This window comes from Alicyclobacillus acidocaldarius subsp. acidocaldarius Tc-4-1 (assembly GCF_000219875.1).
Classification (GTDB): Bacteria; Bacillota; Bacilli; order Alicyclobacillales; family Alicyclobacillaceae; genus Alicyclobacillus; species Alicyclobacillus acidocaldarius_A.
Window position 1 is genome coordinate 1,321,273 of record NC_017167.1, and the last position, 24,962, is coordinate 1,346,234.

25 protein-coding genes are annotated in these 24,962 nt (G+C 62.3%); 24 read left to right on the forward strand and 1 reads right to left on the reverse strand.

Annotation, left to right across the window (positions count from 1 at the left end; translation table 11 throughout):
• Positions 1-5 precede the first annotated feature (5 nt).
• From fliQ to TC41_RS06255, 13 genes are all read left to right on the forward strand, one after another.
• A complete protein-coding gene (fliQ, locus tag TC41_RS06195; RefSeq protein ID WP_008336530.1) occupies positions 6-275 on the forward strand; it encodes a flagellar biosynthesis protein FliQ in 270 nt (89 codons plus the stop codon).
• Positions 276-1,052: a flagellar biosynthetic protein FliR gene (locus tag TC41_RS06200; protein WP_014464160.1), complete on the forward strand. Its 777-nt coding sequence runs from the start codon at positions 276-278 to the stop codon at positions 1,050-1,052.
• A gap of 3 nt (positions 1,053-1,055) precedes the next feature.
• Entirely contained in the window at positions 1,056-2,141 is a 1,086-nt protein-coding gene (gene flhB / locus TC41_RS06205) for a flagellar biosynthesis protein FlhB (protein WP_014464161.1), read from the forward strand.
• Positions 2,142-2,147: 6 nt separating this feature from the next.
• On the forward strand, positions 2,148-4,196 hold the full coding sequence (gene flhA, locus TC41_RS06210) for a flagellar biosynthesis protein FlhA (protein ID WP_014464162.1): 2,049 nt from the start codon (positions 2,148-2,150) through the stop codon (positions 4,194-4,196).
• Positions 4,193-5,338 (forward strand): flagellar biosynthesis protein FlhF, encoded by a 1,146-nt coding sequence (gene flhF, locus TC41_RS06215; protein WP_014464163.1) that lies wholly within the window; start codon positions 4,193-4,195, stop codon positions 5,336-5,338. Before flhA ends, flhF begins: the two co-directional genes overlap by 4 nt.
• A 99-nt stretch (positions 5,339-5,437) precedes the next feature.
• The gene (locus TC41_RS06220) at positions 5,438-6,217 is read left to right on the forward strand and encodes a cellulose synthase operon protein YhjQ/BcsQ (RefSeq protein ID WP_014464164.1); all 780 of its coding nucleotides are present in this window, start codon (positions 5,438-5,440) and stop codon (positions 6,215-6,217) included.
• Positions 6,214-6,813: a CheB methylesterase domain-containing protein gene (locus tag TC41_RS06225; RefSeq protein WP_014464165.1), complete on the forward strand. Its 600-nt coding sequence runs from the start codon at positions 6,214-6,216 to the stop codon at positions 6,811-6,813. Before TC41_RS06220 ends, TC41_RS06225 begins: the two co-directional genes overlap by 4 nt.
• A gap of 4 nt (positions 6,814-6,817) precedes the next feature.
• On the forward strand, positions 6,818-8,812 hold the full coding sequence (locus TC41_RS06230) for a chemotaxis protein CheA (protein WP_014464166.1): 1,995 nt from the start codon (positions 6,818-6,820) through the stop codon (positions 8,810-8,812).
• A 20-nt stretch (positions 8,813-8,832) separates the two neighbouring features.
• Positions 8,833-9,297 (forward strand): chemotaxis protein CheW, encoded by a 465-nt coding sequence (locus TC41_RS06235; protein ID WP_014464167.1) that lies wholly within the window; start codon positions 8,833-8,835, stop codon positions 9,295-9,297.
• Positions 9,294-9,914, forward strand: coding sequence for a chemotaxis protein CheC (locus tag TC41_RS06240; RefSeq protein WP_014464168.1), 621 nt, complete (start codon positions 9,294-9,296; stop codon positions 9,912-9,914). Before TC41_RS06235 ends, TC41_RS06240 begins: the two co-directional genes overlap by 4 nt.
• Positions 9,907-10,395, forward strand: a complete 489-nt coding sequence (locus TC41_RS06245) for a chemotaxis protein CheD (RefSeq protein ID WP_014464169.1) — start codon at positions 9,907-9,909, stop codon at positions 10,393-10,395. Before TC41_RS06240 ends, TC41_RS06245 begins: the two co-directional genes overlap by 8 nt.
• 134 nt (positions 10,396-10,529) lie before the next feature.
• Positions 10,530-11,126 (forward strand): hypothetical protein, encoded by a 597-nt coding sequence (locus TC41_RS06250; RefSeq protein ID WP_148260134.1) that lies wholly within the window; start codon positions 10,530-10,532, stop codon positions 11,124-11,126.
• 332 nt (positions 11,127-11,458) lie between these two features.
• Positions 11,459-11,719, forward strand: coding sequence for a hypothetical protein (locus TC41_RS06255; RefSeq protein WP_014464171.1), 261 nt, complete (start codon positions 11,459-11,461; stop codon positions 11,717-11,719).
• Between the two features lie 81 nt (positions 11,720-11,800).
• Here the strand turns inward: TC41_RS06255 and TC41_RS06260 are convergent, their stop codons facing one another.
• Entirely contained in the window at positions 11,801-12,079 is a 279-nt protein-coding gene (locus TC41_RS06260) for a hypothetical protein (protein WP_041695123.1), read from the reverse strand.
• 322 nt (positions 12,080-12,401) lie between these two features.
• On the opposite strand from TC41_RS06260, the gene rpsB reads away from it, so the two are divergent.
• From rpsB to TC41_RS06315, 11 genes are all read left to right on the forward strand, one after another.
• A complete protein-coding gene (gene rpsB, locus TC41_RS06265; RefSeq protein WP_008336545.1) occupies positions 12,402-13,103 on the forward strand; it encodes a 30S ribosomal protein S2 in 702 nt (233 codons plus the stop codon).
• A 99-nt stretch (positions 13,104-13,202) separates the two neighbouring features.
• Entirely contained in the window at positions 13,203-13,859 is a 657-nt protein-coding gene (gene tsf / locus TC41_RS06270) for a translation elongation factor Ts (RefSeq protein WP_081462252.1), read from the forward strand.
• An 82-nt stretch (positions 13,860-13,941) separates the two neighbouring features.
• Positions 13,942-14,676 carry a UMP kinase gene (pyrH, locus tag TC41_RS06275; RefSeq protein ID WP_014464174.1) on the forward strand — a complete coding sequence of 245 codons (735 nt, stop codon included), beginning with the start codon at positions 13,942-13,944 and terminating at the stop codon, positions 14,674-14,676.
• Positions 14,663-15,226 (forward strand): ribosome recycling factor, encoded by a 564-nt coding sequence (gene frr, locus TC41_RS06280; RefSeq protein ID WP_012810765.1) that lies wholly within the window; start codon positions 14,663-14,665, stop codon positions 15,224-15,226. Before pyrH ends, frr begins: the two co-directional genes overlap by 14 nt.
• 26 nt (positions 15,227-15,252) lie before the next feature.
• Positions 15,253-16,035 (forward strand): isoprenyl transferase, encoded by a 783-nt coding sequence (locus TC41_RS06285; RefSeq protein ID WP_014464176.1) that lies wholly within the window; start codon positions 15,253-15,255, stop codon positions 16,033-16,035.
• 12 nt (positions 16,036-16,047) lie between these two features.
• Positions 16,048-16,842 (forward strand): phosphatidate cytidylyltransferase, encoded by a 795-nt coding sequence (locus TC41_RS06290; RefSeq protein ID WP_041695738.1) that lies wholly within the window; start codon positions 16,048-16,050, stop codon positions 16,840-16,842.
• Between the two features lie 23 nt (positions 16,843-16,865).
• Positions 16,866-18,017: a 1-deoxy-D-xylulose-5-phosphate reductoisomerase gene (locus TC41_RS06295; protein ID WP_014464178.1), complete on the forward strand. Its 1,152-nt coding sequence runs from the start codon at positions 16,866-16,868 to the stop codon at positions 18,015-18,017.
• A 10-nt stretch (positions 18,018-18,027) separates the two neighbouring features.
• Complete coding sequence (locus tag TC41_RS06300; protein WP_014464179.1) at positions 18,028-19,239, forward strand: M50 family metallopeptidase; 1,212 nt, start codon at positions 18,028-18,030, stop codon at positions 19,237-19,239.
• A 71-nt stretch (positions 19,240-19,310) separates the two neighbouring features.
• A complete protein-coding gene (locus tag TC41_RS06305; protein ID WP_014464180.1) occupies positions 19,311-23,633 on the forward strand; it encodes a PolC-type DNA polymerase III in 4,323 nt (1,440 codons plus the stop codon).
• A 14-nt stretch (positions 23,634-23,647) separates the two neighbouring features.
• Positions 23,648-24,037, forward strand: a complete 390-nt coding sequence (locus tag TC41_RS06310) for a VOC family protein (RefSeq protein WP_014464181.1) — start codon at positions 23,648-23,650, stop codon at positions 24,035-24,037.
• 16 nt (positions 24,038-24,053) lie between these two features.
• The gene (locus tag TC41_RS06315; RefSeq protein ID WP_014464182.1) at positions 24,054-24,950 is read left to right on the forward strand and encodes a prephenate dehydratase; all 897 of its coding nucleotides are present in this window, start codon (positions 24,054-24,056) and stop codon (positions 24,948-24,950) included.
• The last annotated feature ends 12 nt before the right edge of the window (positions 24,951-24,962 follow it).

Here is a 24,962-nt window from a genome sequence, read left to right on the forward strand (position 1 = left end):
GCCCGATGACCGATACCTACGTGATTGGCCTTGCGGCCCAGGTGATGTGGCTCGTCGTCAAGATTACGGCGCCAGTCCTTCTTCTCGGATTGGCCATGGGACTGGTAGTAAGCATTTTCCAGGCGACGACACAGCTTCAGGAGCAGACGCTGGCGTTCATTCCGAAGATTATCGCGGTCGTGATCGCGCTCCTGGCCTTCGGACCGTGGATGTTGCAAAACCTCATCGATTTTACGAACTCCATACTCGGCAACCTGATGCAGTACGTGATGTGAATGGTAAACGACATCCTCGAACATGTGAACTTGTTTTTGCTCATGGCCGCGAGAACCAGCGGGTTCATCCTCGCTGCGCCCATTTTGTCCAGCGCCTATTGGCCGAATCTCGCCAAAGTGGCGCTTGCCCTGGCGCTGGCTGCATTCGCGGTGCCTTCAGTCCATGCTTTGGTTCCCGACATTGCGACCCAACCGGGGGCGTTTGTCGTCGACTTCGCGCTCGAGGCGGTCGTCGGGGTCGTGTTGGGTTTTGTGGCCACGTGGCTTTTCAACACCATCAACATCGCGGGCCAACTGGTCGATCTTCAAATCGGCATGGCGGTCGCCGATCTCGCCATGCCGGGATTCGGGCAGCAGGCAGGCGTGTTCAGCAGCGTGTACAACGTGTGGTTTTCTCTGTTGTTCATCGGCATGGGGGGGCTTGGCGGGCTATCGAATGCCGTCCTCGAGTCCTTCCGGCTCATCCCCATCGCGGATTGGCACCTTCCAAAGGACTGGATGACGCTCTGTGCTCAGACCATGGGCACCGTCATGCTCATGGGTGTCGACGTGGCCCTTCCTGTGTTTGCCAGCCTGTTTTTGTGCGACGTCACGTTCGCGCTTCTTGCGCGCGCCGTGCCGCAGATGAACGCTTTTGTGGTCGAGTTGCCCGCCAAGCTCTTCATCGGGCTCGCCTCGTTCGCGGTCGCCCTACCGGTGACCGTGGGTTTGTTCCGTCAGTTGCTGAACGTCGTGTTTCTGAATCTGCAAAGTGTCATGCGCCTAATCGGAGGGTGAAGGATGCGTACGCTGCAACTCCAGCGATTCGCCGCGGGTGAACGCACCGAACAGGCGACTCCCAGGCGGCGCCAGGAAGCACGGAAGGAAGGTCGCGTGGCCCGCAGCTCCGAGCTGACTTCGGCTGTGGCATTTGCGGCGGTGCTTGTGGCGCTTCGCATCCTCGGCCCCGCGGTGTGGGGCGAATGGGAAAACCTGATTCAGCGCGATCTCGGCGGCTCTATCCCGAGGTCGTGGACGGTCGAAAGTGTTCGCGCCTTGATGGCAGCCCAGGTCGTGGCTGCTGCACACATGATGTTGCCCATCGCCGCGGTGGCTGCCGTGATTGGACTGGCCGCGGCGCTGATGCAGGTTCGACCGATGTTTGTCCCGCAGCTTCTGCTGCCAGACTTGAATCGCATCTCGCCTGCGACGGGCTTGCGTCGGATCGCGAGCCTGCAAGGGGCGCTTGAAGCGCTCAAGTCACTGCTCAAGCTCGCGGTCGTGGTGGGTGTCGCGTACACGTCCCTGGCATCGCTCGCCCATCAGATGGTCAATCTTTCCGCGGTGGAACTCGATGCCGTGCCAGGGATCCTCGGCCGCGCTGTCTTCAACCTCGCGATTCGCGTCGCGTGCGCGATGGTCGCCATCGCTGCCATCGACTACGCGTATCAACGTTACAGCCTGGAGCGCAGCCTTCGCATGTCCAAGCAGGAGCTAAAAGACGAACTCAAGGAGACGGAAGGCAATCCGCTCCTCAAGTCCGCCGTGCGCCGGCGCGCCCGCCAGATTGCTTCCAGGCGCATGATGCAGAACGTCGCCAAGGCGGACGTCGTGATTACGAACCCGACACACTATGCGGTGGCCCTGGTTTACCAGAGCGACAAGATGAACGCGCCGCAGGTGGTGGCAAAAGGAGCCGACTTCGTCGCGCAAGAGATCCGCAGGAGGGCCGAAGAGCATCAAGTACCGCTTGTGGAGAATCCACCCCTCGCTCAGACGCTGTACCGAACGGTCGACATCGGTCAAGAGATCCCGCCCGATCTGTATCAGGCGGTTGCGGAAGTGCTCGCGTATGTGTACCGCATGCGGGCAAAAGGGCGGAGGTGACGGGCGATGGCCAAGTGGTTGAAGCGGACCGATCTGATGGTCATGCTGTTCGTCCTTTGGACCATCGTGATGATCGTGATTCCCATCCCGCGCCCGCTGTTGGACGTGCTGATTCTGTTCAACATGTTCGTGTCCATGACCATTCTGCTCGTCGCCATGAACACGGCCGAGCCGCTTGAGTTTTCCATTTTTCCGTCCCTGCTCCTGGTCACCACGCTGTACCGGCTGTCGCTGAACATCTCGACGACGCGGCTCATCCTGAGCCAGGGCAACGCGGGGGCGGTCATTCAGACGTTCGGGAACTTTGTCATCGGGAACAACCCGGTCGTCGGATTTATCGTGTTTCTCATCATTATCATTGTGCAGTATGTCGTCATCACGCGCGGGGCGGAGCGCGTGGCGGAGGTGGCGGCCCGCTTCACGCTCGACGCGATGCCAGGGAAACAGCTCGCCATTGACGCGGATCTCAACGCCGGACTCATTCAGGAGGCCGAGGCGCGCAGGCGGCGCGAGAAGATCCAGCAGGAGGCCGACTTTTACGGAGCGATGGACGGCGCATCCAAGTTTGTCAAGGGCGACGCGATCGCGTCCATGGTCATCGTGGTCATCAATGTCGTCGCGGGGCTCATCATCGGCGTCGCGATGCAGCACGACTCGTTCAGCCAAGCGCTGCACACGTACACGATGCTCTCTGTGGGCGACGGCCTCGTGAGCCAGATTCCGGCCCTCCTCCTGTCGACCGCCACCGGGCTCATGGTGTCTCGCGCAGCCACGGACCAAAACATGGGCGCGGACGTGGTCAAGCAGGTGTTTGGCTACGCCCGGGCCCTGTATGTGGTGAGCGGCGCCCTCTTGTTGCTCGGCCTCATCACGCCCATCGGAATCTTGCCGGTCATCCCCATTGCCGGCGGCGCAACCTTGATGGCTCGGCGGGCCGAGCGAAGCCGGGCGCAGCAGCGGAAGCGGGAAGAAGAGGAGAAGGCCCGGCAGAAGCGGTCCGAGGCGAAGAAGCCCGAGAACGTCTATCAACTCATCACGGTGGAGCCGGTTGAGTTCGAATTTGGGTATGGCCTCATCCCGCTGGTGGACGCGCGGCAGGGCGGCGATTTCATGGAGCGCGTGGCCATGATTCGCAGGCAGCTCGCCACGGACCTGGGAGTCGTCCTGCCCATGGTGCGCATGCGGGACAACGTGCTCCTCAAGCCCACGCAATACGTGATCAAGTTGAAAGGGGTTGAAGTCGCGCGAGGCGAAATCCTCATGGGACACTGGCTCGCGCTGAGCCCCGGGATCGACAATCCGGAGATCAAGGGCATTCCGACCCGAGATCCCACGTTCGGCCTACCCGCGCTCTGGGTGACCGGTGACATGAAGTTGCGCGCCGAGGCGAGCGGGTATACCGTCGTCGATCCGCCATCTGTCATGGCGACGCACCTCACGGAGGTGCTTCGGCGCCACGCGCACGAGCTGCTCGGCCGCCAGCAAGTGAAGGAACTGCTGGATCATCTCAAGCAGACGCATCCCGCCGTGGTCGAAGACGTGTATCCCGGTACGCTGTCGCTTGGGCACATTCAGCGCGTGCTCTGCAACCTGCTCGAAGAAGGCGTTCCGATTCGCGATCTGGTGACCATCCTCGAGGCGCTGGCCGACGCGGGTCGGCAGACGCAGGACGTGGATCAGCTCACCGAGAAGGTCCGGCAGCGCTTGGCGCGCCACATCTGCGCGCAATACACCCAGGGTGACGACGGGCTCACCGTGCTCACGTTCGATCCGGCCCTCGAGCGCGAGATGCAGCAGGCTGTCGTTGAACAGGGCGGCGCGTTGTCCATCGGCCTGGAGCCTCAAAGGGCGCAGGCCTTGTTCCGCAGGCTCAAAGAACAGTGGACCGAGCTCCAAGGCACAGGAAAATCCCCTGTCCTTCTGGTTCATCCTCGGCTGCGGCTGCCACTGAGCCGCTTGGTTCGCCGCTACGTGCCGGATTTGCCTGTCTTGTCGTTTGCCGAACTGGATCCGTCCATCTCGATTCATAGCGGAGGCGTGGTGAATGTGACGTGATCGTGCGCCGTTATGTGGTCAAGGACATGCCTGAGGCCGTCGCGTCCATCCGGCGGGAACTCGGCCAAGATGCGGTCATCCTGAGCACGCGGAATATTCGCGTGCGCAAGTGGCTCGGCCTTCGATCCGAGCGCCGCATCGAGGTGATGGCAGCTGCAAAAGAGGAGCTCGCTGCGACGGCTGGGGCGAGCTTCGGGCAAGCCCTGAGGATGGCGATGTTGGGATCCGCGGGGGAACGTTCGTCCGCGCCGCCGGCTCGGGAGGTGTGGTCTCAGCTAGCGAGTGAGATCGCCGAGATCAAGCAAATGCTCGCCGAGGTGAAACAGCGGGGTGACGCGCCATCGGGCGGTGATCACGAGCCACTGCAACGCTGGCGCACCTTCCTGCAGGCAGAAGGTGTCGACGCAGTCCTGGCGGATCGGTGGGCGCGCATGGCGCTCGGTCACCCCGTCGCGCCGGGAGACCGTCCGGCTCTCGCGGCAGCGCTCATCGAAGCGATTCAGTCCGATCTCGGGGCACTCGCCCTTCCTGCACCCATTCGGCGGGACAGTCGCATGGTCGCCTTCGTGGGTCCGACTGGCGTGGGAAAGACGACGACCATCGCCAAAATTGCCGCACTGCACGTCCTCGCCGGTAAGCGCCGCGTCGGCCTCTTGACCACGGACACGTTTCGCATTGCGGCGGTGGAGCAGCTGAAGACGTATGCGGACATCCTGAACGTGCCGATTGCGATTGCGGATGAACCAGAGGATGTGCCTTCTGCCCTGGCCGCCCTTTCGTCGTGCGATCTCGTCCTCGTGGACACCGCGGGAAGAAACTTTTTGAACCCGGCTTCCATCGAGCAGACCAAGCGCATGCTCGCGCCCATCGAGGCGGATGAGGTGCTGCTCGTCGTCTCGCTCGCCACGAAGCCAGCCGACGCGCTGAAAATTGCTGACATGGCGAAACCGCTGAGCGTGGACAAGTTCATCTTCACAAAGCTGGATGAGACCTCATCCGTCGGCATGATCCCAAGTCTTGTGGCCATGTGCCAGTTGCCCATCGCCTATGTGACCACCGGCCAGAATGTCCCGGACGACATCGACATCCTGTCGGTGTCGGACCTGTTGACGCCGTGGAGGGAGGCTCATGGCCATGGCTGATCAGGCGTCGCGCCTCCGAGAGCAGATGTCGCTCTGGCGGAAAGAACAACAGGTTGCCCCTGACACTTCATCCCAACCTGTCGGCCGCGAGGCGGGTTTTTGGTCTGCGCCCGTGTTTGCCATCATGAGCGGAAAAGGGGGGTCGGAAAGTCGAACCTGTGCGTCAACCTGGCGATCGCGTTCGCGGAAGACGCCATGCGGGTGCTCCTCATTGACGCGGATGCGGGGTTCGCCGACGTGGAGATTCTGTTTGACTCGACGCCCGTCCTGACCCTCTGCGACGTCGCCGCGGGCGCGCCGCTGGAGGAAGCCCTGCTGGCGCCCAGGCCGCACGTGGACGTGCTGGCAGGCGGGAGTGGGAGGTTTTTCGACGACGTGGGCGGAAGTGGCTGGGACAGGCTTTGGCAAAGCATTGCGCGCGTCTCGGCGAGGTATGCCTGGGTGCTCTTGGACTGCGCGCCGGGCGTGCACGCGTTCGCGGAGCGGATGTTGCGACAGGGGGCGCATCCCATTTGCGTGGTCACGCCGGAGCCCACAGCCATCACGGATGGATATGCGCTTTTGAAGTGGATGCACGCGAAGGGACTCGGCGTGGAACCGTGGCTCGTTGTGAATCGAGCGAAGTCCAAGGCGGAAGCTGACGACACGGCCGCGCGTCTTGTGGACGCGGCCGCGAAGTTCCTGCACATGCGGGTGACGTACGCAGGAATGATTCGGGACGATCCGGCGCTGGTGACGAGCGTCATGGCGCGGCGGCCGCTGCTGCAACATGTGCCGGGATCGCCCGCTGCCGTGGGTTATCGCCAACTGGCCCGCTGGATTCGAGAACGAGTGCATTCTCGCGGGCATCGCGTGAACGGAGAGGGGGCGGCCCGATGACCGAAGGCGCGCACGGCATCCGGCAGCTCATCGTGATGGGCGCTTCGACGGGCGGCCCAGCTGCGGTTACCGCGATTTTACGGGAACTTCCGCTTCTCGACGCATGCGCCGTCCTGATTGCGCAACATTTGCCCGCGACCTTCACAGCACCGTTTGCGGAGCGGCTTCATCGGGAGAGTGCCTGGCCCGTGCGCGAGGCGCGAGACGGGTTGGCTGTCACAGCGGGACAATGCTACGTCGCGCCGGGCGGCAGGGTTACCGAGGTCGTGCTTGACGGCGGCGAGCTTCGCTGCCGGGTTCGGCCGCCGACGCCCACAGACCGCTACCTGCCTTCGATCGACGCGTTGTTTTCGAGCGCGGCTTGCCTTCCCGGCATTCGAGCCATCGGGGTGCTGCTCACGGGCATGGGGCGAGATGGAGTGGACGGCCTCCGAGCCATTCGCGAATCTGGGGGCCTTGCCATTGCAGAGGCCCGGGAGACGGCCGTCGTCGACGGGATGCCGCGCCGCGCGAGAGAGTATGGATGGGTGGACGAGGTTGTCCCGCTCGGATCCATCGCCCATCGTCTGACCGACTTGTGTCAGGTCGGGAGGTGACACGGTGCACGAGGAATACCTGGAAGCCTTTTTGGCGGAGGCGATGGAAAACGTCGAACGCTTGGAGACGCTCTGCCTCACGCTTGAGCGAGACGGTTCGAGGCCTGATCTGCTCGACGAGATGTTTCGGGCCGCGCACACCCCGAAAGGCATGAGCGCGACCATGGGGTTCTCCAAGTTGGCGACCTTGACCCACCGCGTGGAGGACCTACTTGGAGCCCTTCGCGACGCGCATGTTCCTGTGGAGCCGCGGCACGTGGACGCCCTGCTGTCGGCGGTCGACCGCATGCGAGCACGGCTACAGGCTATCGCCGCCTCATCTCAGGAACCTGAAGAGACGGATGACGACGTGCTGGCGGCGCTCGCAGGCGCGCTTTCCCGATCCGAAGGCACGTTCGAGCCGCGCGACTCGTCCCGCGCACCTTTTGCGAATCTTTCGGATTGGGCGCGCCGGGCTGCGGCAGAGAACAAAGAGCTTTATACCATCCATCTCCGCCTCGTCCCCGAGTGCATCATGCCCGGCGTGCGTTTGGCGATGGCGTACCAAGCCTTGAAGGCTTCGGCGACGTTCATGGGGGCCCATCCTGCAGAAGACCAAGTCATGGCCGGACAGGTCGAGGCCACAGAGGCTTTCGCGGCCGTCCTCGTATCGCCTGGCGAGATCGCGCGTGTGCGCGAGGCCGTGCTGGACATCACCGACGTGTCGGCCTGTGACGTCTCCAAGGTGAACGAGGTTCCTTCCACGCCTGTGACAGATAAGCCCCGTCCAGAGCGGGACGATCTGTCCGTCAAGGACTCGATGTCGCGGCCATCGTTCGGCGCGCTCGCTTCCGGTGCGGATTTGCGGCGGGACGCGACCCTTCGTGTCCCGGTCCGCAAGGCGGACGAGCTCATGAATGCCTTGAGCGATCTCGTCATCACCAAGACGCGGCTTGCCACCTTGGTGGCAGCCTCGGATGACCCAGACTTAAAGGAGGCGGCTGAGCGGTTGGACCGCCTTGTGGCCGACATCCAGGACGGGCTGACGCGCCTTAGAATGGTCCTGGTCGAAACGGTCTTCCATCGCTATCCGCGCATGATGCGCGACCTCGAGCGCCGTCTTCGCCGTGAGCTCGACTTTGTGATGACCGGCCTGGACACGGAGATGGATCGTGTCGTCCTCGAGGAGATGGGCGAGGTGCTTGTGCATCTTCTCCGAAATGCGGTCGATCACGGCCTTGAGCCCCCCGAAGTACGTGAGTCTCAAGGCAAGCCCCGGCGCGGCACCGTTCGGCTTTCCGCGTACACATCGGGCGGCCAGGTGTTTCTCGAGGTGTCGGACGATGGCCGTGGGATTGACCGCGATCGGGTTTTGCAGACAGCTATTGCCAAGGGATGGGTTGCGCCGGAGGAAGGTGCATCCATGTCGGACGAGTCGGTTTTCGCGCTTCTGTTTCGGCCGGGGTTCAGCACCGCGGAGCGCGTCTCGGACATCTCAGGGCGGGGCGTAGGGCTTGACGCCGTGCGAGAAAAAGTCGAGGCCCTGGGGGGCCAGATTCGCTTGCAGTCGGTTCTCGGGGCGGGGACGACGTTCATCATTCAATTGCCGCTGACGCTCGCTATCCTGCCGGCCCTCTTGGTGTCAGTCCGAGGGCAGGTATTCGCCATCCCGACGGCGAATGTGGATGAGGTGCGAAGGCTGACAAGAGATGACATACGTCACGTGCAGGAGCGACCCGTGCTTCGAGATGAGAAGGGCATTGTGCCCATTGTGGACCTGGCGGAGCGATTGGCGCTGGGCGCTCGCCGCGAGGGGTACCCGCAGACGGTGGTCGTGTGCCGAGATGGGAAGCGGAGGCTCGCTCTTCTCGTCGATCAAGTCCTAGATGAGCTCGAGGTCGTGAACAAGCCGCTCGGCCGATTTCTGCAGCATGTTCGGGAGTTCGCCGGCGCCACAGTTCTCGGCGATGGCCGAGTGTCGCTCATTCTCGACGTGCGCTTTATTGCCAATTCCGCGTAGCGGGGAAGGAGGGACGTTTCGTGGATTCGTATGTCGTCATGCGCGTGGGCTCCGAGCGGTACGGCGCGCATGTCTCTCAGGTGAGATCGGTGGAACGCGTCGGGGATATCACGCCCGTGCCGCGGACCTTGCCCTTCATCAAGGGCGTCATGCATTTGCGCGGCGCGATTGTCCCGGTGATCGATCTCGCGGAACGCGTCGGGTTGAGGCACGTGTCCGTGGACGACGAAGAGAGGCGAATTGTCGTCGCGGAGCTAGACGGGATGGCCGTAGGCATGTTGGTGGATGCGGTCGAAGACGTGGTCCCAATCGCGCCGGAATCCGTGGAGCCCCCGCCGTCTGTCGTTGGAGGTCTGGAGGCCGTGTACCTTCGGGGTGTCGCGCGACTCGGCGACGATCTCCTTGTGCTGCTCAACTTGGAACGGGTCTTTTCGGCCGTTGAATCGGAGCAACTCAAACAGGTGGAAAAGTTGGTGTACGGATGAATCCCTATGATCTTAGCGCAGCCGATCTCGACGCGCTGCGGGAGTTCGGCAATATCGGAGCGGGACACGCCGCCACGGCGTTTTCCGCATTGCTGGGCGGCGTTGTGCGCATGTCGGTCACGGACGCCAGGCTGTGCCGATTCGCGGAGGTGGTGGACGTCGTCGGCGGCAACGACACGATGGTCGTCGCCGTGTATATCCGGATCGAGGGCGAGATCGCGGGGAATATGTTTGTTGTGTTGTCGATCGAGAGCGCGGAGCGCCTCGTGAATGAGCTTATTCCGGGGCGGGAACGCGGCCATCCCTACGGCGAGATGGAGTATTCCGCGCTCGGAGAGGTTGGCAATATCCTTTCAGGGGCCTACGTCGCCGCGATTGCCGATTTGTGCGGCTTTCGCATCACGCAATCCATCCCGGCAGTCGCCGTCGATATGGCCTCAGCGCTTCTCGACATTGGGCTCATGTATGGAAGCGGAGAGGACAATCAGGTGCTGCTCATCTCGACGCTCGTCACACATGGTGGGCGTGAGATTCAAATGCATTTTTTCCTTCTTCCGGATTTCGAGAGCGCTTCGAGACTCTTTGACACCCTTCGGGGAAAGATGCCTCGTGGTTGACGATGAGGTCGAGATTCGCGTGGGCATCGCCGAAGGGGCCATCCTCCGCGGTCCGGGTCGGCTGGTGACGACAGGCCTCGGCTCGTGCGTGGGTGTGGTGATCTACGATGCCGTAGGCCATGTGGCGGGATTGGCACATGTGATGCTGCCCGAGAGCCCTTCGCCTGACACCAAGGCGCCGCAAAAATACGCGGACACCGCGATTGACTGGCTCATCCGCGAGATTGTGCATGCGGGCGGGAGTCCTCTGCGCCTCCGCGCGAAGTACGCCGGCGGAGCGCAGATGTTTCAAGGCGTGAAGATGGAGACGCTTCGCGTCGGAGAGCGCAATGCGGAGGCGGTGAAAAAGCGGCTTGCGGACAGAGGAATCCCTGTTATCGGAAGAGACGTGGGTGGACATCAAGGCAGGACCTTATGGTTTGACTTGCCGTCGTGTGTGCTCACTGTGCGAACGGTCAGAGGCGACATGCGAGTGCTTTGACGCGAGGAAGGGGGGAACGAAAAGGTGTGGGAGACGCTCATCTTGGCCGCGGTGTGTATGGTGCTCCTCGCCATGCTGTACGCCTTAAGTGGCGCTTGGAAAACGCACCCGGGTATCCGAGGTTTTTCCGGTGGATGGCATCTCAATGGCGCTTGCGCGGCGCGAGCCAGGGCTCGCCCAAAAACGCTGGTTTGTCAGCAGAACGCGCGCGGTGGGAACCCGTGGCCGTTGAGAGGACCTCGGACGCGCGTTTGGCGATCCAGGTTCTCGAAGAGTTGTACCGGGAATGGGACCAGCGAAGCCGAATACTCGAGGCGCGAATTCAGGCGCTTGAGACGGCGGTGGCTCGGATGACCGCAGAGGTCGGCGAGGCTCTGCATGGTGCGAGGCATGGCGGGAACCACGCGGTAAACGGCGATTTTGTCCCCAAGCAGATGGAGGGGCTCTCTGAACTTGACTTTCAGCACGAAGCTCCGCTTGAGTCGGCTGCGGAGAAGGGCGAGCAAGGGGCCTCGGCGGGGGCGGTTGACGCGTGGACGGAGGACCGCGAGCCTGCGCGCCCGAGCGTCCATGCGTCTCAAGAGCGCCTGTATTTTTCGATTCTTGACCTCCTTCACGAAGGCCGATCTCGAGACGAGATTCGGGATCTGCTGGGCGTGTCGGCGGACGAGATCGCAAGGGTCGAGCAGCTGTTGTGTAGGGTAGAGCCTTCAGAGCCGGGCGTTCATTGACGAGCCCCTGCGTCGCTTGGGTGCTATCCACGCCCTCCCGAGCCGTCACCGTTTTCCTTCCTCGTCGCGTACAATGGGCCATGCGTGTGTTCAGCCAGCTTTGGCTTTGGACGTCGCTTTACAGACCGCGATGGGGCGAGGGAGAACGGGTGAAGACGAGTGGACATCGTGTGCTGAAGGGGCGGTGCAGGGCTCCTGCCTCGAGGGCGTGGATCGCACCATCGGTGTGGCGTGCAGGGATCGAGAGAGGCGCAGATCCGGGTGGAGGACAAGGAAAAATTCGGTCAGACGAGCGGCGCGTGGGAGAGCCGAATGCGGGCGCAGTAGGTGCTGTGTCTGAAGCGCTCAAGACCCCCATTCGCCTGGAATCCCAGGAGATTCACATCGGAGACGTCGTCACTGTGTACACGCTGGGCCTCGGCCCTGCCAACCCAGGGTTTACCGGCGTGGTGCTGAGATCGACGCCCTCCTACTTGCACCTCGGATTGTTTGCGCACGAGGGAGAGTCTGGCAGCACTCAGTGCCCCGTGGTCGCCGAAGCCATCATTCGCTACGACCAAATCGCCTGTGTGGTGCGCCGCATATCGCGTTGAGCGAGTGGTAAGCTTCTTGGGTGCGACGTGCAAAACAAGGGAATCCGCGAGCGAGAGGAGAGTCCTCTCGCCCGCGAGAACTCACAAGTCGTTTTGGATGATCGACGTGATCTGGCCGAGCGGAATCGTTGCGAGCGCGCCGAACGTGGTTCCGCTTCCCGCTGTGCCGAAGGTTCCGGTGGCGCCACTCGGCGCAGAAGCGGGCGCGAGCAGGAGGTAGAGGTTGTTGCTGTCCACCCCGACGATAGCGCCCGTGTACCCACCTCCGCCCGTTCCACCCGCGGTGGTAAACACGGTGACGACTTCCCCGAGATGAAGTTGGCGAATCGAGTTGGCGATATTGAAGTTGTTCGTCGCCATGGGCTTCCCTCGCTTTCCAGGCAGGTTTTGCACCGCGAACCGCGCGCTTTCGCGGCACACTGTAGACAATGCAGAAGCAGGAAGCCGGGTCACGGACGAAACACCTGGGTGATATGCCTTAAAAATGGAGTGAAATGGGTAGTTCCGGTGGGCGCGCCGATGGCTACGGACGGTTGCTGGTGTTCGTATCGCTGTGGTATAGTATGGAGCGGTGCGTACCTTTGAATCGAATACGCACGGATCGGGATGCGGCGTACGGTGCCCGATGGGTCGGCGTTGCGGATGATCGGTCCGGAGGGAAAACAAAAAGGAGGAAATCGGCTTGGCCATCATTTCGATGAAGCAGTTGCTCGAGGCGGGCGTGCACTTCGGACACCAGACGCGCCGCTGGAATCCGAAGATGGCGCGGTACATTTTCACGGAGCGCAACGGTATCTACATCATCGACCTGCAGAAGACCGTTCGCAAGGTGGAAGAGGCGTACAACTTCGTGCGAGATCTCGCCGCGTCGGGTGGCACCGTGCTGTTCGTCGGCACGAAGAAGCAGGCTCAGGAGGCTGTCAAGGAAGAGGCCGAGCGCTGCGGGATGTTTTACGTGAACCAGCGCTGGCTGGGCGGCACGCTGACGAACTTCAATACGATTCAGAAGCGCATTCGCCGCCTGCAGGAGCTCGAGCAGATGGAGGAGGATGGGACGTTCGAAGTCCTGCCGAAGAAAGAGGTCATCCTGCTCCGGAAGGAACGCGAGCGGCTGGAGAAGTTCTTGGGCGGCATCAAGGGGATGAAAAAGCTTCCGGACGCGCTCTTCATTATTGATCCTCGCAAGGAGCGCATTGCGGTGGCTGAAGCTCGCAAGCTCGGGATTCCGATTGTGGCCATTGTCGACACGAATTGCGATCCTGACGAGATTGACTACGTGATCCCGGGCAACGACGACGCGATTCGCGCCGTGCGCCTTCTGACGAGCAAGATTGCGGACGCTGTGCTGGAAGGCACGCAGGGTGGGGAAGAGACCACCGCGTGAGATGAAAGGTGGCGGGTGCGTCGCGCGCTCTCGTCACCTTTTTTGTGCCGCGCGGCGCGAAATGTGATAGAGGATACAGACGGTTGAGGAGGAAACATCGTGGCTGAAATCACAGCAGCAATGGTGAAGGAGTTGCGCGAGCGCACGGGCGCTGGCATGATGGACTGCAAAAAGGCGCTGACTGAGGCTGGCGGCGATATGGAGCAGGCCATCGTCATTTTGCGTGAACGCGGTCTCGCGCAGGCGGCCAAGAAGGCCGGTCGGATTGCCGCGGAGGGCGTGGTGGAGGCCTATATCCACGGCGGCGGCCGCATCGGTGTCCTCGTCGAGGTCAACTGCGAGACGGATTTCGTGGCGAAGAACGAGGAGTTCCGCACCTTTGTGAAAGACATCGCGATGCACATCGCGGCGTCGAATCCGCAGTACGTGCGTCGGGAAGAGGTGCCGCAGGACGTCATTGAACGGGAACGCGAGATTCTGCGCGCTCAGACGTTAAACGAGGGTAAGCCCGAACACGTGGTGGACAAAATCGTGGAAGGGCGCTTGGAGAAGTTTTTCAAGGAGAATTGCCTCCTGGAGCAGCCGTTCGTCAAGGATCCCGACAAAACGGTCGACACGCTGGTGAAGGAAAAGATCGCGACGATTGGCGAAAACATCTCGATTCGCCGGTTTGCTCGGTTCGTGGTCGGGGAAGGGATCGAGCGCCAGGAGACGAACTTCGTGGAAGAGGTCATGTCTCAGGTTCGCCTGTCGTAAGGCTGGTGCATGAGGGGACACCGTTGCGTGTTCCCTTTCATGCCATTATGGCCACCTATTTTCGCGCAATGGAGGGGCCTGTGTGACGATTCCAAAATACCGCCGCATCGTTCTGAAGTTGAGCGGGGAGGCACTTGCAGGGCGCCACGGTTTCGGGATCGACCCGGCCGTGATCCGAGACATCGCCAGGCAGATCGCCGATGTGGCAAAGCTCGACGTCCAGGTTGCCATTGTGGTCGGGGCGGGCAACATCTGGCGAGGTGCGACCGGGAGTCAGATGGGCATGGATCGAGCCACAGCCGACTACATGGGGATGCTGGCGACCGTGATGAACGCATTGGCGCTGCAGGACGCCCTCGAGAAGCTCGGGGTGGCCACGCGCGTGCAAAGTTCCATCCACATGTCGGAGGTCGCGGAGCCTTATATCCGCCGCCGGGCGATTCGGCATCTGGAGAAGGGGCGCGTGGTCATCTTTGCAGGCGGGACCGGCAATCCGTTCTTTTCGACGGATACCACGGCCGCGCTCCGCGCTGCCGAGATCGAGGCCGAGGTCATCCTCATGGCGAAAAACGGTGTGGACGGCGTGTACACGGCGGATCCACAGAAGGATCCCACGGCGACCAAGTACGCGGAACTCGACTTCATGGAAGTGCTGAAACAAGGTCTCGGTGTGATGGATTCCACGGCGGCGAGCTTGTGCAAGGACAACGACATTCCCATTCTGGTGTTCAACATCAACGAAGATGGCAACATCCTTCGGGCTGTGATGGGAGAAAAGATAGGCACCTTGGTGGGAAAGGGTGATGCGCATGCATGAGGAACTGATCCAAAATCTTCAGGAGCGGATGGACAAGGCCATTCAGAATCTGCGCCGTGAATTTGCCACTGTGCGCGCAGGACGAGCTGCGCCCTCCATGCTCGATCACGTCATGGTCGAGTATTATGGCGCGCAGATGCCGGTCAACCAGGTGGCCAGCGTGACGTCGCCCGAGCCGCGCCTCTTGGTCATCTCTCCTTGGGATAAGTCCATGCTCAGCGAGATTGAGAAGGCGATTCAGAAGTCCGATCTCGGGTTGAACCCCGCGAACGACGGCAACGTCATTCGATTGACGATACCTGCGCTCACGGAACAGCGGCGTCAGGAGTTGGTCAAACAGGTGCGCAAGATGGCGGAAGAGGCGCGCGTCGCCATTCGAAACATTCGCCGGGACGGCAACGAGGAGATCAAGAAGCTGGAGAAGGCCGGAGACCTTTCGGAGGACGACGTGCGCCGGCTGATGGATCGGGTTCAGCAGTTGACCGACAAGGCCATTGCACAGGTCGACCGCCTGTTGGAAGATAAGGAGAAGGACGTGACGCAGGTCTGAGTTCCAAGGTAGCTGGATTAAGGGGGATGCCAGCCTTGTTCAAGGGTTTTGGGCGTTCGCAGCGTGCCAGCGCGGCGGCGGTCGAGCAGGTCGAGCAGCCAGCGCTCGACGTGAAGCCCCGGCATATCGGTCTCATTATGGACGGAAATGGCCGCTGGGCGCAAAAGCGCGGTCTTCCCCGAATTGCGGGTCACCACGCGGGCATGTTGGCCATGAAGGAAGCCATCCGCGCGTGTGACGATTTCGGCATCGAATGCGTCACGCTGTATGCTTTCTCGACCGAAAATTGGAAAAGGCCTGCGGCCGAAGTGGATTACCTCATGCGGCTGCCTGAGCAGTTCTTTCGGAGCGAGATTGACGAGCTGGTGAGGCGCAACGTCCGCGTGCGTTTCATCGGCGACACTGAGCGCCTCCCCGCCCACACGCAGGAAACCGTTCGCCGCGCCATTCAGCGCACTCAGCACAATACCGGGATGATCGTCAACTTCGCGCTCAATTACGGGGGGCGAATGGAGATCGTGGCGGCGATGGAGCGCTACGCCCGCGAAGTCATGGAAGGTCGGGCGACCGTGGGGCAGCTCACGGAGGCCACGTGCGATCGGTATCTCGACACGGCGGGGCTTCCGCCGCTCGATCTCGTCATCCGCACGAGTGGCGAGATCCGACTGAGCAACTTCCTCTTGTGGCAGGCGGCTTATGCCGAACTCTGGTTTACGGATGTGTTGTGGCCGGACTTTACACGCGACGATCTCTACCAGGCGATTTGCGATTACGCAAAGCGCAAGCGGAGGTTCGGCGCGATCGAGTAGGTGTCCATTCCCATGCTCAAGCAGCGGGTCGTCACGGCTGTCATCGCAGGACTCGTGGTCCTGTTCGTGTTGTTGTTTGGGGGACTGACCGGCTGGCGATGTCTTGTGTGGATTGCGACGTTGGCCGGGGTGTTGGAATTTTGTCAGATGTTCGGGCAGCGGTGGTTCGACCCGGCTGCGTGGTTCGGGGCCATCGCGATCACGCTCGCCGATTGGTTCCCGAAACAAGCGTTTCACCCGTTCGTCCTGTTCTTGGCTGTGGCGGTGGTTTTCGCGCTGCCCGTCATCACTCGAAGACCGAATGACTTGCGCACCTACGCCGTGACGGCGTTCGGCGCGCTGTATCTCGCCGCGGGCGGCGCGTCGCTCATCGGCCTTCGCGCTTTGCCAGAAGGATGGTTCTGGATCTGGCTGTTTCTCGTGGCGGCGTGGATGTCCGACACGGCGGCCTATTTTGTCGGCCGATTGGTTCAAGGTCCCAAGTTGCTTCCGGCCATCAGCCCGAAGAAGACCGTGAGCGGTGCCCTCGGCGGAGTGGCGGGCGCGGTCGTCGGCGCAGTGGTGTTCGGAGAGATTGCCGACCCGCGGTACAGCGTTTGGGTGTTCGCGGCCGTGGGGCTTCTGGTGGCGCTGACGGGCCAGGTGGGGGATCTGGTCGAGAGCGCCTACAAGCGCGCGGCCGGTGTGAAAGACTCCGGCCGGATGTTGCCGGGTCACGGGGGCGTACTGGACCGGATCGACAGCTTGCTGTTCGCGGCGCCCTTCGCTTTGTGGTTCATCTCCGGCGTGCTGAACGGCTGGATGTAGAGGAGCCTGGTGGAGGAGAAAACATGAAGCGCATCGCCATTTTGGGGAGCACGGGCACCATTGGAGTGCAGGCGCTCGACGTGTTGTCCCAGTTGGATACATACGAGGTCGTCGCGCTTGCGGCGGGGCGCAATGTGCAGCGGTTGGCGGAACAGATTCGCCGATACCGCCCGAAGCTCGTTGGCGTTGCCGACGAGGCAGCCCGGCGCGCGCTGCTCGAACTCTTACCGGGTGAACAGGTGGACATCGTCGTCGGAGACGAGGGGCTCGTCGCCTGTGCCGCGTATCCGTCGGATGTGGTGCTGAATGCGGTGGTGGGGGCCCGGGGGATTCTGCCTGCGCTTGCTGCGGTCGGCCGCGGCGCGCGGCTGGCGCTCGCCAACAAGGAGTGCCTTGTGGCAGCGGGAGATCTGATCCTTCGCGCCATGCAAGACGCAGGCGGCGAGATTGTCCCAGTGGACAGCGAACACTGCGCCCTTCACCAGTGTCTGCGATCCGGCAGGCCCGAGGAGGTCCTGCAGCTCGTCCTCACCGCTTCGGGAGGCCCCTTCCGCTCCTGGCCGAAGGCGCGCATGGCGGAGGTCACAGTCCGCGATGCTCTGCGCCATCCAAACTGGAACATGGGCCAGAAGATCACCATCGACAGCGCCACGATGATGAACAAGGGGCTCGAGGTGATTGAGGCGCATCATTTGTTTGCCGTGCCATATGATAAGATAGCTGTGCTTGTACATCCGGAAAGCATCGTGCACTCCATGGTGGAGTTTGTGGACGGCTCGGTGGTGGCACAGCTCGCGACGGCCGACATGCGCTTGCCCATTCAGTACGCCGTGACGTATCCTGAGCGCCTCGCCGCGCCTTGGCCGCGGCTGAACCTGGCGGGTGTTGGAGCACTTCACTTCGAGGAACCCGATCTCGACAAGTTTCCCTGCCTGCGTCTCGCCGTCGAGGCGGGCCGCGCAGGCGGCATCGCGCCCTGCGTCCTGAACGCGGCGAACGAAGTGGCGGTCGACGCGTTTTTACATGAAAAGATCCCGTTTTTGCGGATCCCTGAGGTTGTGGAAGCGGTGCTGGAACGCTTGCCGAACGAAGCCCCTCAGTCTGTCGACGATATCCTTCGCGCGGATGCACAAGCTCGGCGTCTAGCTGAATTCTACGTGGCAAAGGGCGGATGAACAGTTGCCAATGTTAGCGCACCTCGAGTTCTATGCAGAGGCGGCGATCGCCATTGTGCTCGTGTTTGGCGTCTGCGTAACGTTGCACGAGTTTGGTCATTTTTACGTCGCCAAACGATGTGGTGTCGCGGTGCCCGTGTTTGCCATCGGCTTTGGCCCGAAGGTGATATCCGTGGTGCGCGGAGGAACGGAGTATTCGCTCAGGCTCATTCCGCTCGGTGGGTTTGTGCAGTTGGCGGGCGAGGCTCCACAAGAGTCGTGGTTTCCCGTCGGCCAATCCGTCGCGTACGAACTCGACGACTTGGGGCGGATCACCGCACTCGGGGAGCCCCGCGATCTGCCCAACGCGCGCGTGGGCGTGGTGCGCGAGGTCGATCTGACCGATGAGATGACCATGACCTTGCAGACGGACGAAGGACTTCGGCGCTTTCCCGTGAAGGAGGGCGCCCGGGTCATGCTGAGCCGGCGCTCGTCCATTCCCATCGTCCCGAAGGATCAGCAGATGATTGGCAAGCCGCTTTGGCAGCGAGCTGCCGTCATCCTGGCCGGACCTGTGATGAACCTCATCCTGGCGGGTGTGTTGTTCTCCGCGGTGAACACGTACACAGGCGTGCCGACAACCACCGTGGGACATGTCGAGCCTGGGACGCCCGCGGCGCATGCTGGCCTCGCTCCTGGCGACACCATCGTGGCCGTCGATGGCCGCCCCATTCACTCCTGGGCGGGACTTGTGCGCGCGGTGTCCGAGGAGGGTGCGCGTGATGGCCATCCGGAACCGCTTGTCCTTGAGGTGAAAACGGACGAAGGCACGCGGTCCGTCGTCGTCACGCCCCGCCTCGTCAGCGGCGAGCCGATGATCGGCATCGACGCCGAGATTTCTCACAGCCCTCTCCACACCGTCCCCGCCGGATTTTCGGCGCTGGTCCGAGACATCGTCATGACCATCCAAGGCTACGTGGGGCTGTTCGTGCATCACCAGTTCCAGTCGCTCTCGGGCCCCGTCGGGATCGCGCACGTGATCACGGAGCAGGTTCGATTCGGTATTTGGAACGTGGTTGCCGTGACGGGCGCGCTCAGCCTCGGGCTCGGCTTGTTCAACCTGCTCCCCATTCCAGCGCTGGATGGCGGGCGGCTGTTGTTCATGGCCATCGAGCTCATTCGAGGGCGGCGGGTGGACCCGGAAAAGAAGGATTTGTTCATTTTGTGGGTTTTGCGATTGTGATGTTGTTCGCGGTCGTGATCACGTATCGCGACGTGACGCATTGGTTCTAGAGGGGAGCGCGAGATGAGGCCATGGCCATCACCGAACACGCCGTCCGGGAGCGGGCGCTCGCTAGGGTTCGAAGCGTCCGCGTGCGTCGGGCGACCCGGGAGATCCGCGTCAACGTGGAGTCACCCTTCGGCACCTTGGGGCCTGAGGCAGACGCGTTCTCTTCCTTCTATCGCGATCTCGCCGAGATCCACGAGCTGTGCGCCTCGGCGTTTGGGACGTCCTGCGCATGGAGCATCGAAGTCATGTCTGCCGACGTCGTATCCACACGGGAGGCGGAATGCGCAATGCGCGCTCTTGCCGCTGCCTATGAGGAGCGGTCTCACGTTTCGGGCAAATGGCTGTCGCAGGCGAGACTGACCGTGGAGGCTGTGGACGAGCCCGCGCGGTTTCGCGCCAGCATCCGCGTCCCGAGCCAACCGATTGCGGATCAGCTCAAGCAGAAAGGTGTTGCGGAGTGGCTCACCTCGGAGGCTCGTCGCGCGTTTGGCCTTCATGTGACGGTCCTCGTCGAGGTGGATGAGACGGCTTGTGAAGACCTCCTCGCGGCGGGCGAGAAACTGAAGCAGGAGGCCGAGGCGCGTTGGTGGCGCCAGCTTGCCGAAGAGGCGAAATCAGCGAAAGACCAGCCCAAGGAGTCGGAAGGGCGGAGTGACACCGGCGCTGCGCAGGGCGTGGAGCCGCTTGTCGTCGGCCAGATGTACGAGGAGCCCACACCCATCCCATTGCGGGACATCGCCGATGAGATGCGGCGTGCCACCGTGGTGGGCGAGGTCTTCGGCGTAGAACGCAGGACGCTGGCGAGCGGGCGCACGCTCATTCAATTTGCCATCACGGATCACACGGACTCCATCTCGGCCAAGATGTTCGTGCAGTCGGAGCGAGATCTGCAGGCCACGTCTCATCTCGCGGATGGCGTGTGGGTGAAAATTCAGGGTCAGGTGCAGTTCGATCCGTATGCCAAGGAACTCGTGTTTATGGTCCAGTCGATGCGCCCTCAGGATGCGCCTCGGCGGGCGGATACGGCGGAGGTGAAGAGGATTGAGCTGCACGCCCACACCACGATGTCGGCGCTGGATGGCGTCGTGAGTGCTGCAGCGTTGGTGAAGCGCGCCGCGGAATGGGGGCACGACGCCATTGCCATCACGGACCACGGCGTGTGCCAGGCGTATCCGGAAGCGTATCAAGCGGCCAAGAAACACGGAGTGCGACTCGTGCTTGGCGTCGAGGCGTACGTGGTGGACGATGGTGGGCTTTTGGTCTATCGCGAGTGCGATCGGCCGCTGGACGACGAGACCGAGTATGTCGTGTTTGACACGGAGACGACCGGGCTCAACGCGCGGGAAGACACGCTCATCGAGATCGCCGCGGTCAAGGTCAAGGCGGGGCACATCGTGGACACGTACGCGACGCTCATCGATCCCGAGCGGCCGCTCGACCCGAAAATCGTCGAGTTGACGGGCATCACGAACGAGATGGTGGTCGGTCAGCCGAAGCTGAAGGAGGCGCTTGACGGATTCCGCCAATTCGCGCGCGGCGCCGTGCTCGTGGCCCATAACGCGGAGTTCGACGTGGGATTCTTGAATCAATGCGCGGAGCGCTTGGGCCTCGATCCGTGGGAAGAACCCGTCATTGACACCCTGGCGCTCGCCCGCGTGCTCTACCCGGGCGAGAAGAACTACAAGCTGAAGACGCTCACCCAGAAGTTTTCCGTCGAGCTCGTCAACCACCATCGGGCGCTGGCGGACAGCGAGGCGACAGCCAAAGTATTCGTGCGCATGCTCCAAGACGCGAAGGCGCGCGGGATCCACAACCTGTTGGATATGAACCATCTCCGCGGTCAGATTGACATCTCGCGCGTTCGGCCGTTCCACGCCACCGTGCTGGTCCGCAATCGCGAGGGGCTGCGGAATCTGTACCGCCTCGTCTCCATCGCGCATACGCAGTATCTGCACCGCGTGCCGCGCATTCCGAAAAGCGCGCTCGCTCGCCACCGCGAAGGGCTGCTGATCGGCACAGCGTGTCGCCAAGGAGAGCTTATCGAGGCGTTCTTTCGCGGCAAATCCGAGGACGAGATCGACACGTTGCTCGAGTTCTACGACTATCTGGAGATCCAGCCGATAAGTCATTACGAGCCGCTTGTGCGAGAGGGCGTCGTGGCGTCGTTTGAGCAGGTGCGCGAACTCCTGCGCAACATCGTGGAGATTGGCAAGCGCCTGAACAAGCCGGTCGTGGCCACGGGCGACGTGCATTATCTGGACGAGCACGACGCCATCTTCCGAGAGATCTTTCTGCAGTCGCAAAAGCTGGATACCAAGCAGCCGCCCCTTCACTTCCGAACGACCGATGAGATGCTCGAGGAGTTCGCGTTTTTGGGAGAAGAGGACGCGCGCGCCGTCGTGATCGACAACCCGCGCCGTCTGGTGGCGCTGTGTGACGACGTGAAGCCGATTCCGGATGAGCTTCACACGCCGGTCATCGAAGGAGCGGAAGAGGAAATCCGTAGGCTCGCTTACGACAAGGCGAAGCGCATCTACGGGGATCCGCTGCCCGAGCTCGTCGAGAAGCGGCTCGAGCGCGAGCTCAACGCCATTATCTCACACGGCTATGCGGTCATCTACTTGATTGCCCACAAGCTGGTTACGAAGTCTCTGAGCGACGGGTACTTGGTCGGCAGCCGCGGTTCGGTCGGCTCGTCGTTGGTGGCCACCATGACGGATATCACCGAGGTCAATCCACTGCCGCCCCACTACGTGTGCCTGTCGTGTCACTATCACGAGTTTTTCCTGCAAGGTGAGTACGGATCTGGCTTCGACCTCCCGGACAAGGCGTGCCCCAACTGCGGCGCGAAGTTGCACAAGGACGGGCAGGACATCCCGTTCGAGACGTTCATGGGCTTCGATGGGGACAAGGTGCCCGACATCGACCTGAACTTCTCTGGGGAGTATCAGCCGAGGGCGCACCGGTACACGGAAGAGTTGTTTGGGAAGGACCACGTGTTCCGGGCGGGCACCATCTCCGTAGTGGCCGAGAAGACGGCCTACGGGTATGTGCGGAAGTTCGCCGAGGAGCGCGGGTTGGTGCTGCGCAATGCCGAGATCGAGCGCTTGGTCCGAGGATGCACGGGCGTGAAACGGACCACCGGCCAACATCCGGGCGGGCAGGTGGTGGTGCCGCATTATGTCGAGATCTATGATTTCACGCCGATTCAATACCCCGCGGACGATACGTCGTCGGAGACGCTCACGACTCACTTCGACTACCACTCCGGGCTCGAGAACTGCCTGTTGAAGCTCGACATCCTCGGCCACGACGATCCGACCGTCATCCGCATGCTGCAGGATCTCACGGGCGTGGATCCGAAGTCCATCCCGCTCGACGATCCCGACGTGCTGGAGCTGTTTCGGAGCACGCGTCCGCTCGGCGTGACCCCGGAGGAAATCCGGTCGACCACCGGCACGTACGCCATTCCGGAGTTCGGCACGCGCTTTGTCCGCCAGATGCTCGAGGATACGCGGCCCACGACGTTCTCGGAGCTCGTGCGCATTTCGGGGTTGTCGCACGGCACGGACGTCTGGCTGAACAACGCTCAGACCCTCATTCGCGACAAGATTGCGACCCTGTCTGAGGTCATCTGCGCCCGAGACGACATCATGCTCTACCTCATCCAGAAGGGGCTCGATCCGGCGCGTGCATTCAAGATTATGGAAGGTATCCGCAAGGGGAAGGGCGTCAAACCGGAAGACGAGGTGTACATGCGGGAGCACGGCGTGCCGGAGTGGTACATCGAGTCGGGCAAGAAGATCAAGTACATGTTTCCGAAGGCGCACGCCGCGGCGTACGTGCTGATGGCCGTTCGAATCGCGTGGTTCAAAGTGCACCGGCCGCTCGCATTTTACGCGACCTATTTCACGGTGCGTGCGGACGACTTCGACGTGGCCGTGATGACCGCGGGCCGGGAGGCCATCTTGAAGAAGATCGAGGAGATCGAGGCGAAGGGCAACGTGGCCTCAGCCAAGGAGAAGAGCTTCTTGACGGTCCTCGAGGTTGCGCTCGAGATGGTGGCCCGTGGATACCGGTTCTTGCCTATCGATCTGTACAAGTCGCATGCGACCCAGTTCCTCATTGAGGAAGAGGCGCAGGGGCTCAGGCCGCCTTTCGCCGCCATTCCCGGAATTGGGGAGACGGCGGCGCGCAACCTGTATGAAGCGGCGCAGCAGGGCGAATTCCTGTCGCTCGAAGATCTTCAGTCGCGGGCGCGCGCTTCGCGGGCCGTGATCGACGTGCTCATGGAACTCGGTTGCCTCGACGGGCTGCCGGAGACCAATCAGCTTTCCTTGTTCTGAGGAGGTACCCACGCATGGCGATGATCAAGCTGGAACATACGGGCATTATGGTGTCGAATTTGGAGCGCTCCATCGCGTTTTACACCGATGTGCTCGGCATGCAACTCCTGGGCACGCTCGACCACAACACGCCTGGCATCCGGCTCGCGTTTCTGTCCTATCCCGGGCAGACTGCGCAGCTCGAGCTCATCGAGGGCTATGCGGATGAACTGCCGGACGAGGGGCAAGTGCACCACGTGGCCATCACAGTCGATGACATCGAAGCCGAGGTGGATCGGCTGCGCGCGAAGGGCGTGCGTTTTCTCGATGAGGCCATCACGACGCTCCGAAACGGCGCTCGATACATCTTCTTTGCAGGTCCCGACGGCGAGCGGCTGGAACTGTTCCAGCCAGCGCGCGGGTGAAAGGTGAGGTGGATGCGTGAGCGCGTGGGAACTCATGTATCTCGGGCCCGAGGGCACGCACAGCCACGAGGCCGCGGATCGCATCGCGTCGGCTCTCTTGGCGGGCGAGCCGGTCAAGCAAGTGGCGATGCAGAGCTTCGATGAGATCTTCGAGGCGCCGAAATCGGCGCGCCGATTCGCTTGCGTTCCGATTGAAAACAGCATTCAGGGATCCGTCTGGCAAGTTTGGGACGCGCTCACGCGCGAACACCAGGAGGAGGGTGCGCGCCAAATCCTCGCCGCGGTGACGCTGCCCATTCATCAATACGCCATCTATCGGGAGGGGCTCGATCTCGACGAGGTCGACGAGGTGGTCTCTCATCCCCAGGCGCTCGCCCAGTGCAAGGAGCACATCCGGCTCCGATTTCCCGGCGCCCGGGAGGTCGCGGTCTCGAGCACGGCCGAGGCTGTCCGGCAGATCGCCATGGGCGAGCGCGCCCGCGCGGTGGCTATCGGCAGTCGGCGCGCCGCCCAATCGTATGGGCTGTCGGTGTGGCCGGAGCCCTTCGAGGATCGGCCGGGCAACGTGACGCGCTTTGCCCTCGTCGGATCGCCTGAGGTCGCGTTGCCGAATCCTCCATGGAGCCTCACGGACTGGACGGCGTCCTTGTGTCTTCGGGGCGTGCCGCATCGCCCAGGAGGACTCGCGCTCGCGCTGCACACCTTTGCAGCAGCCAACCTGAACCTCACGCGCCTTGAGTCGCGCCCAGTAGGCGATGCTATCGGCAACTACGTGTATTACCTGGATGCCTCCGTCCGGCCCTACGAGGACCGCGGCGAGCGGGTGCTCTCTGTAGTTCGGGAGCTCTTGGCGCTCCAGGGCGTGGAGATTCTCGCGCTCGGCGTCTATCCCGTCTACAGTCCTGTGGGATGATGAAGCGGCGTC

Bases quoted from the DNA above. Each gene is read 5' to 3' on its own strand.
- fliQ (WP_008336530.1), top strand. From the start codon at position 6: ATGACCGATACCTACGTGATTGGCCTTGCGGCCCAGGTGATGTGGCTC.
- TC41_RS06200 (WP_014464160.1), top strand. From the start codon at position 276: ATGGTAAACGACATCCTCGAACATGTGAACTTGTTTTTGCTCATGGCC.
- flhB (WP_014464161.1), top strand. From the start codon at position 1,056: ATGCGTACGCTGCAACTCCAGCGATTCGCCGCGGGTGAACGCACCGAA.
- flhA (WP_014464162.1), top strand. From the start codon at position 2,148: ATGGCCAAGTGGTTGAAGCGGACCGATCTGATGGTCATGCTGTTCGTC.
- TC41_RS06225 (WP_014464165.1), top strand. From the start codon at position 6,214: ATGACCGAAGGCGCGCACGGCATCCGGCAGCTCATCGTGATGGGCGCT.
- TC41_RS06240 (WP_014464168.1), top strand. From the start codon at position 9,294: ATGAATCCCTATGATCTTAGCGCAGCCGATCTCGACGCGCTGCGGGAG.
- TC41_RS06250 (WP_148260134.1), top strand. From the start codon at position 10,530: ATGGCATCTCAATGGCGCTTGCGCGGCGCGAGCCAGGGCTCGCCCAAA.
- TC41_RS06260 (WP_041695123.1), bottom strand. From the start codon at position 12,079: ATGGCGACGAACAACTTCAATATCGCCAACTCGATTCGCCAACTTCAT.
- frr (WP_012810765.1), top strand. From the start codon at position 14,663: ATGCGCATGCATGAGGAACTGATCCAAAATCTTCAGGAGCGGATGGAC.
- TC41_RS06285 (WP_014464176.1), top strand. From the start codon at position 15,253: ATGCCAGCCTTGTTCAAGGGTTTTGGGCGTTCGCAGCGTGCCAGCGCG.
- TC41_RS06290 (WP_041695738.1), top strand. From the start codon at position 16,048: ATGCTCAAGCAGCGGGTCGTCACGGCTGTCATCGCAGGACTCGTGGTC.
- TC41_RS06295 (WP_014464178.1), top strand. From the start codon at position 16,866: ATGAAGCGCATCGCCATTTTGGGGAGCACGGGCACCATTGGAGTGCAG.
- TC41_RS06300 (WP_014464179.1), top strand. From the start codon at position 18,028: ATGTTAGCGCACCTCGAGTTCTATGCAGAGGCGGCGATCGCCATTGTG.
- TC41_RS06305 (WP_014464180.1), top strand. From the start codon at position 19,311: ATGGCCATCACCGAACACGCCGTCCGGGAGCGGGCGCTCGCTAGGGTT.
- TC41_RS06310 (WP_014464181.1), top strand. From the start codon at position 23,648: ATGGCGATGATCAAGCTGGAACATACGGGCATTATGGTGTCGAATTTG.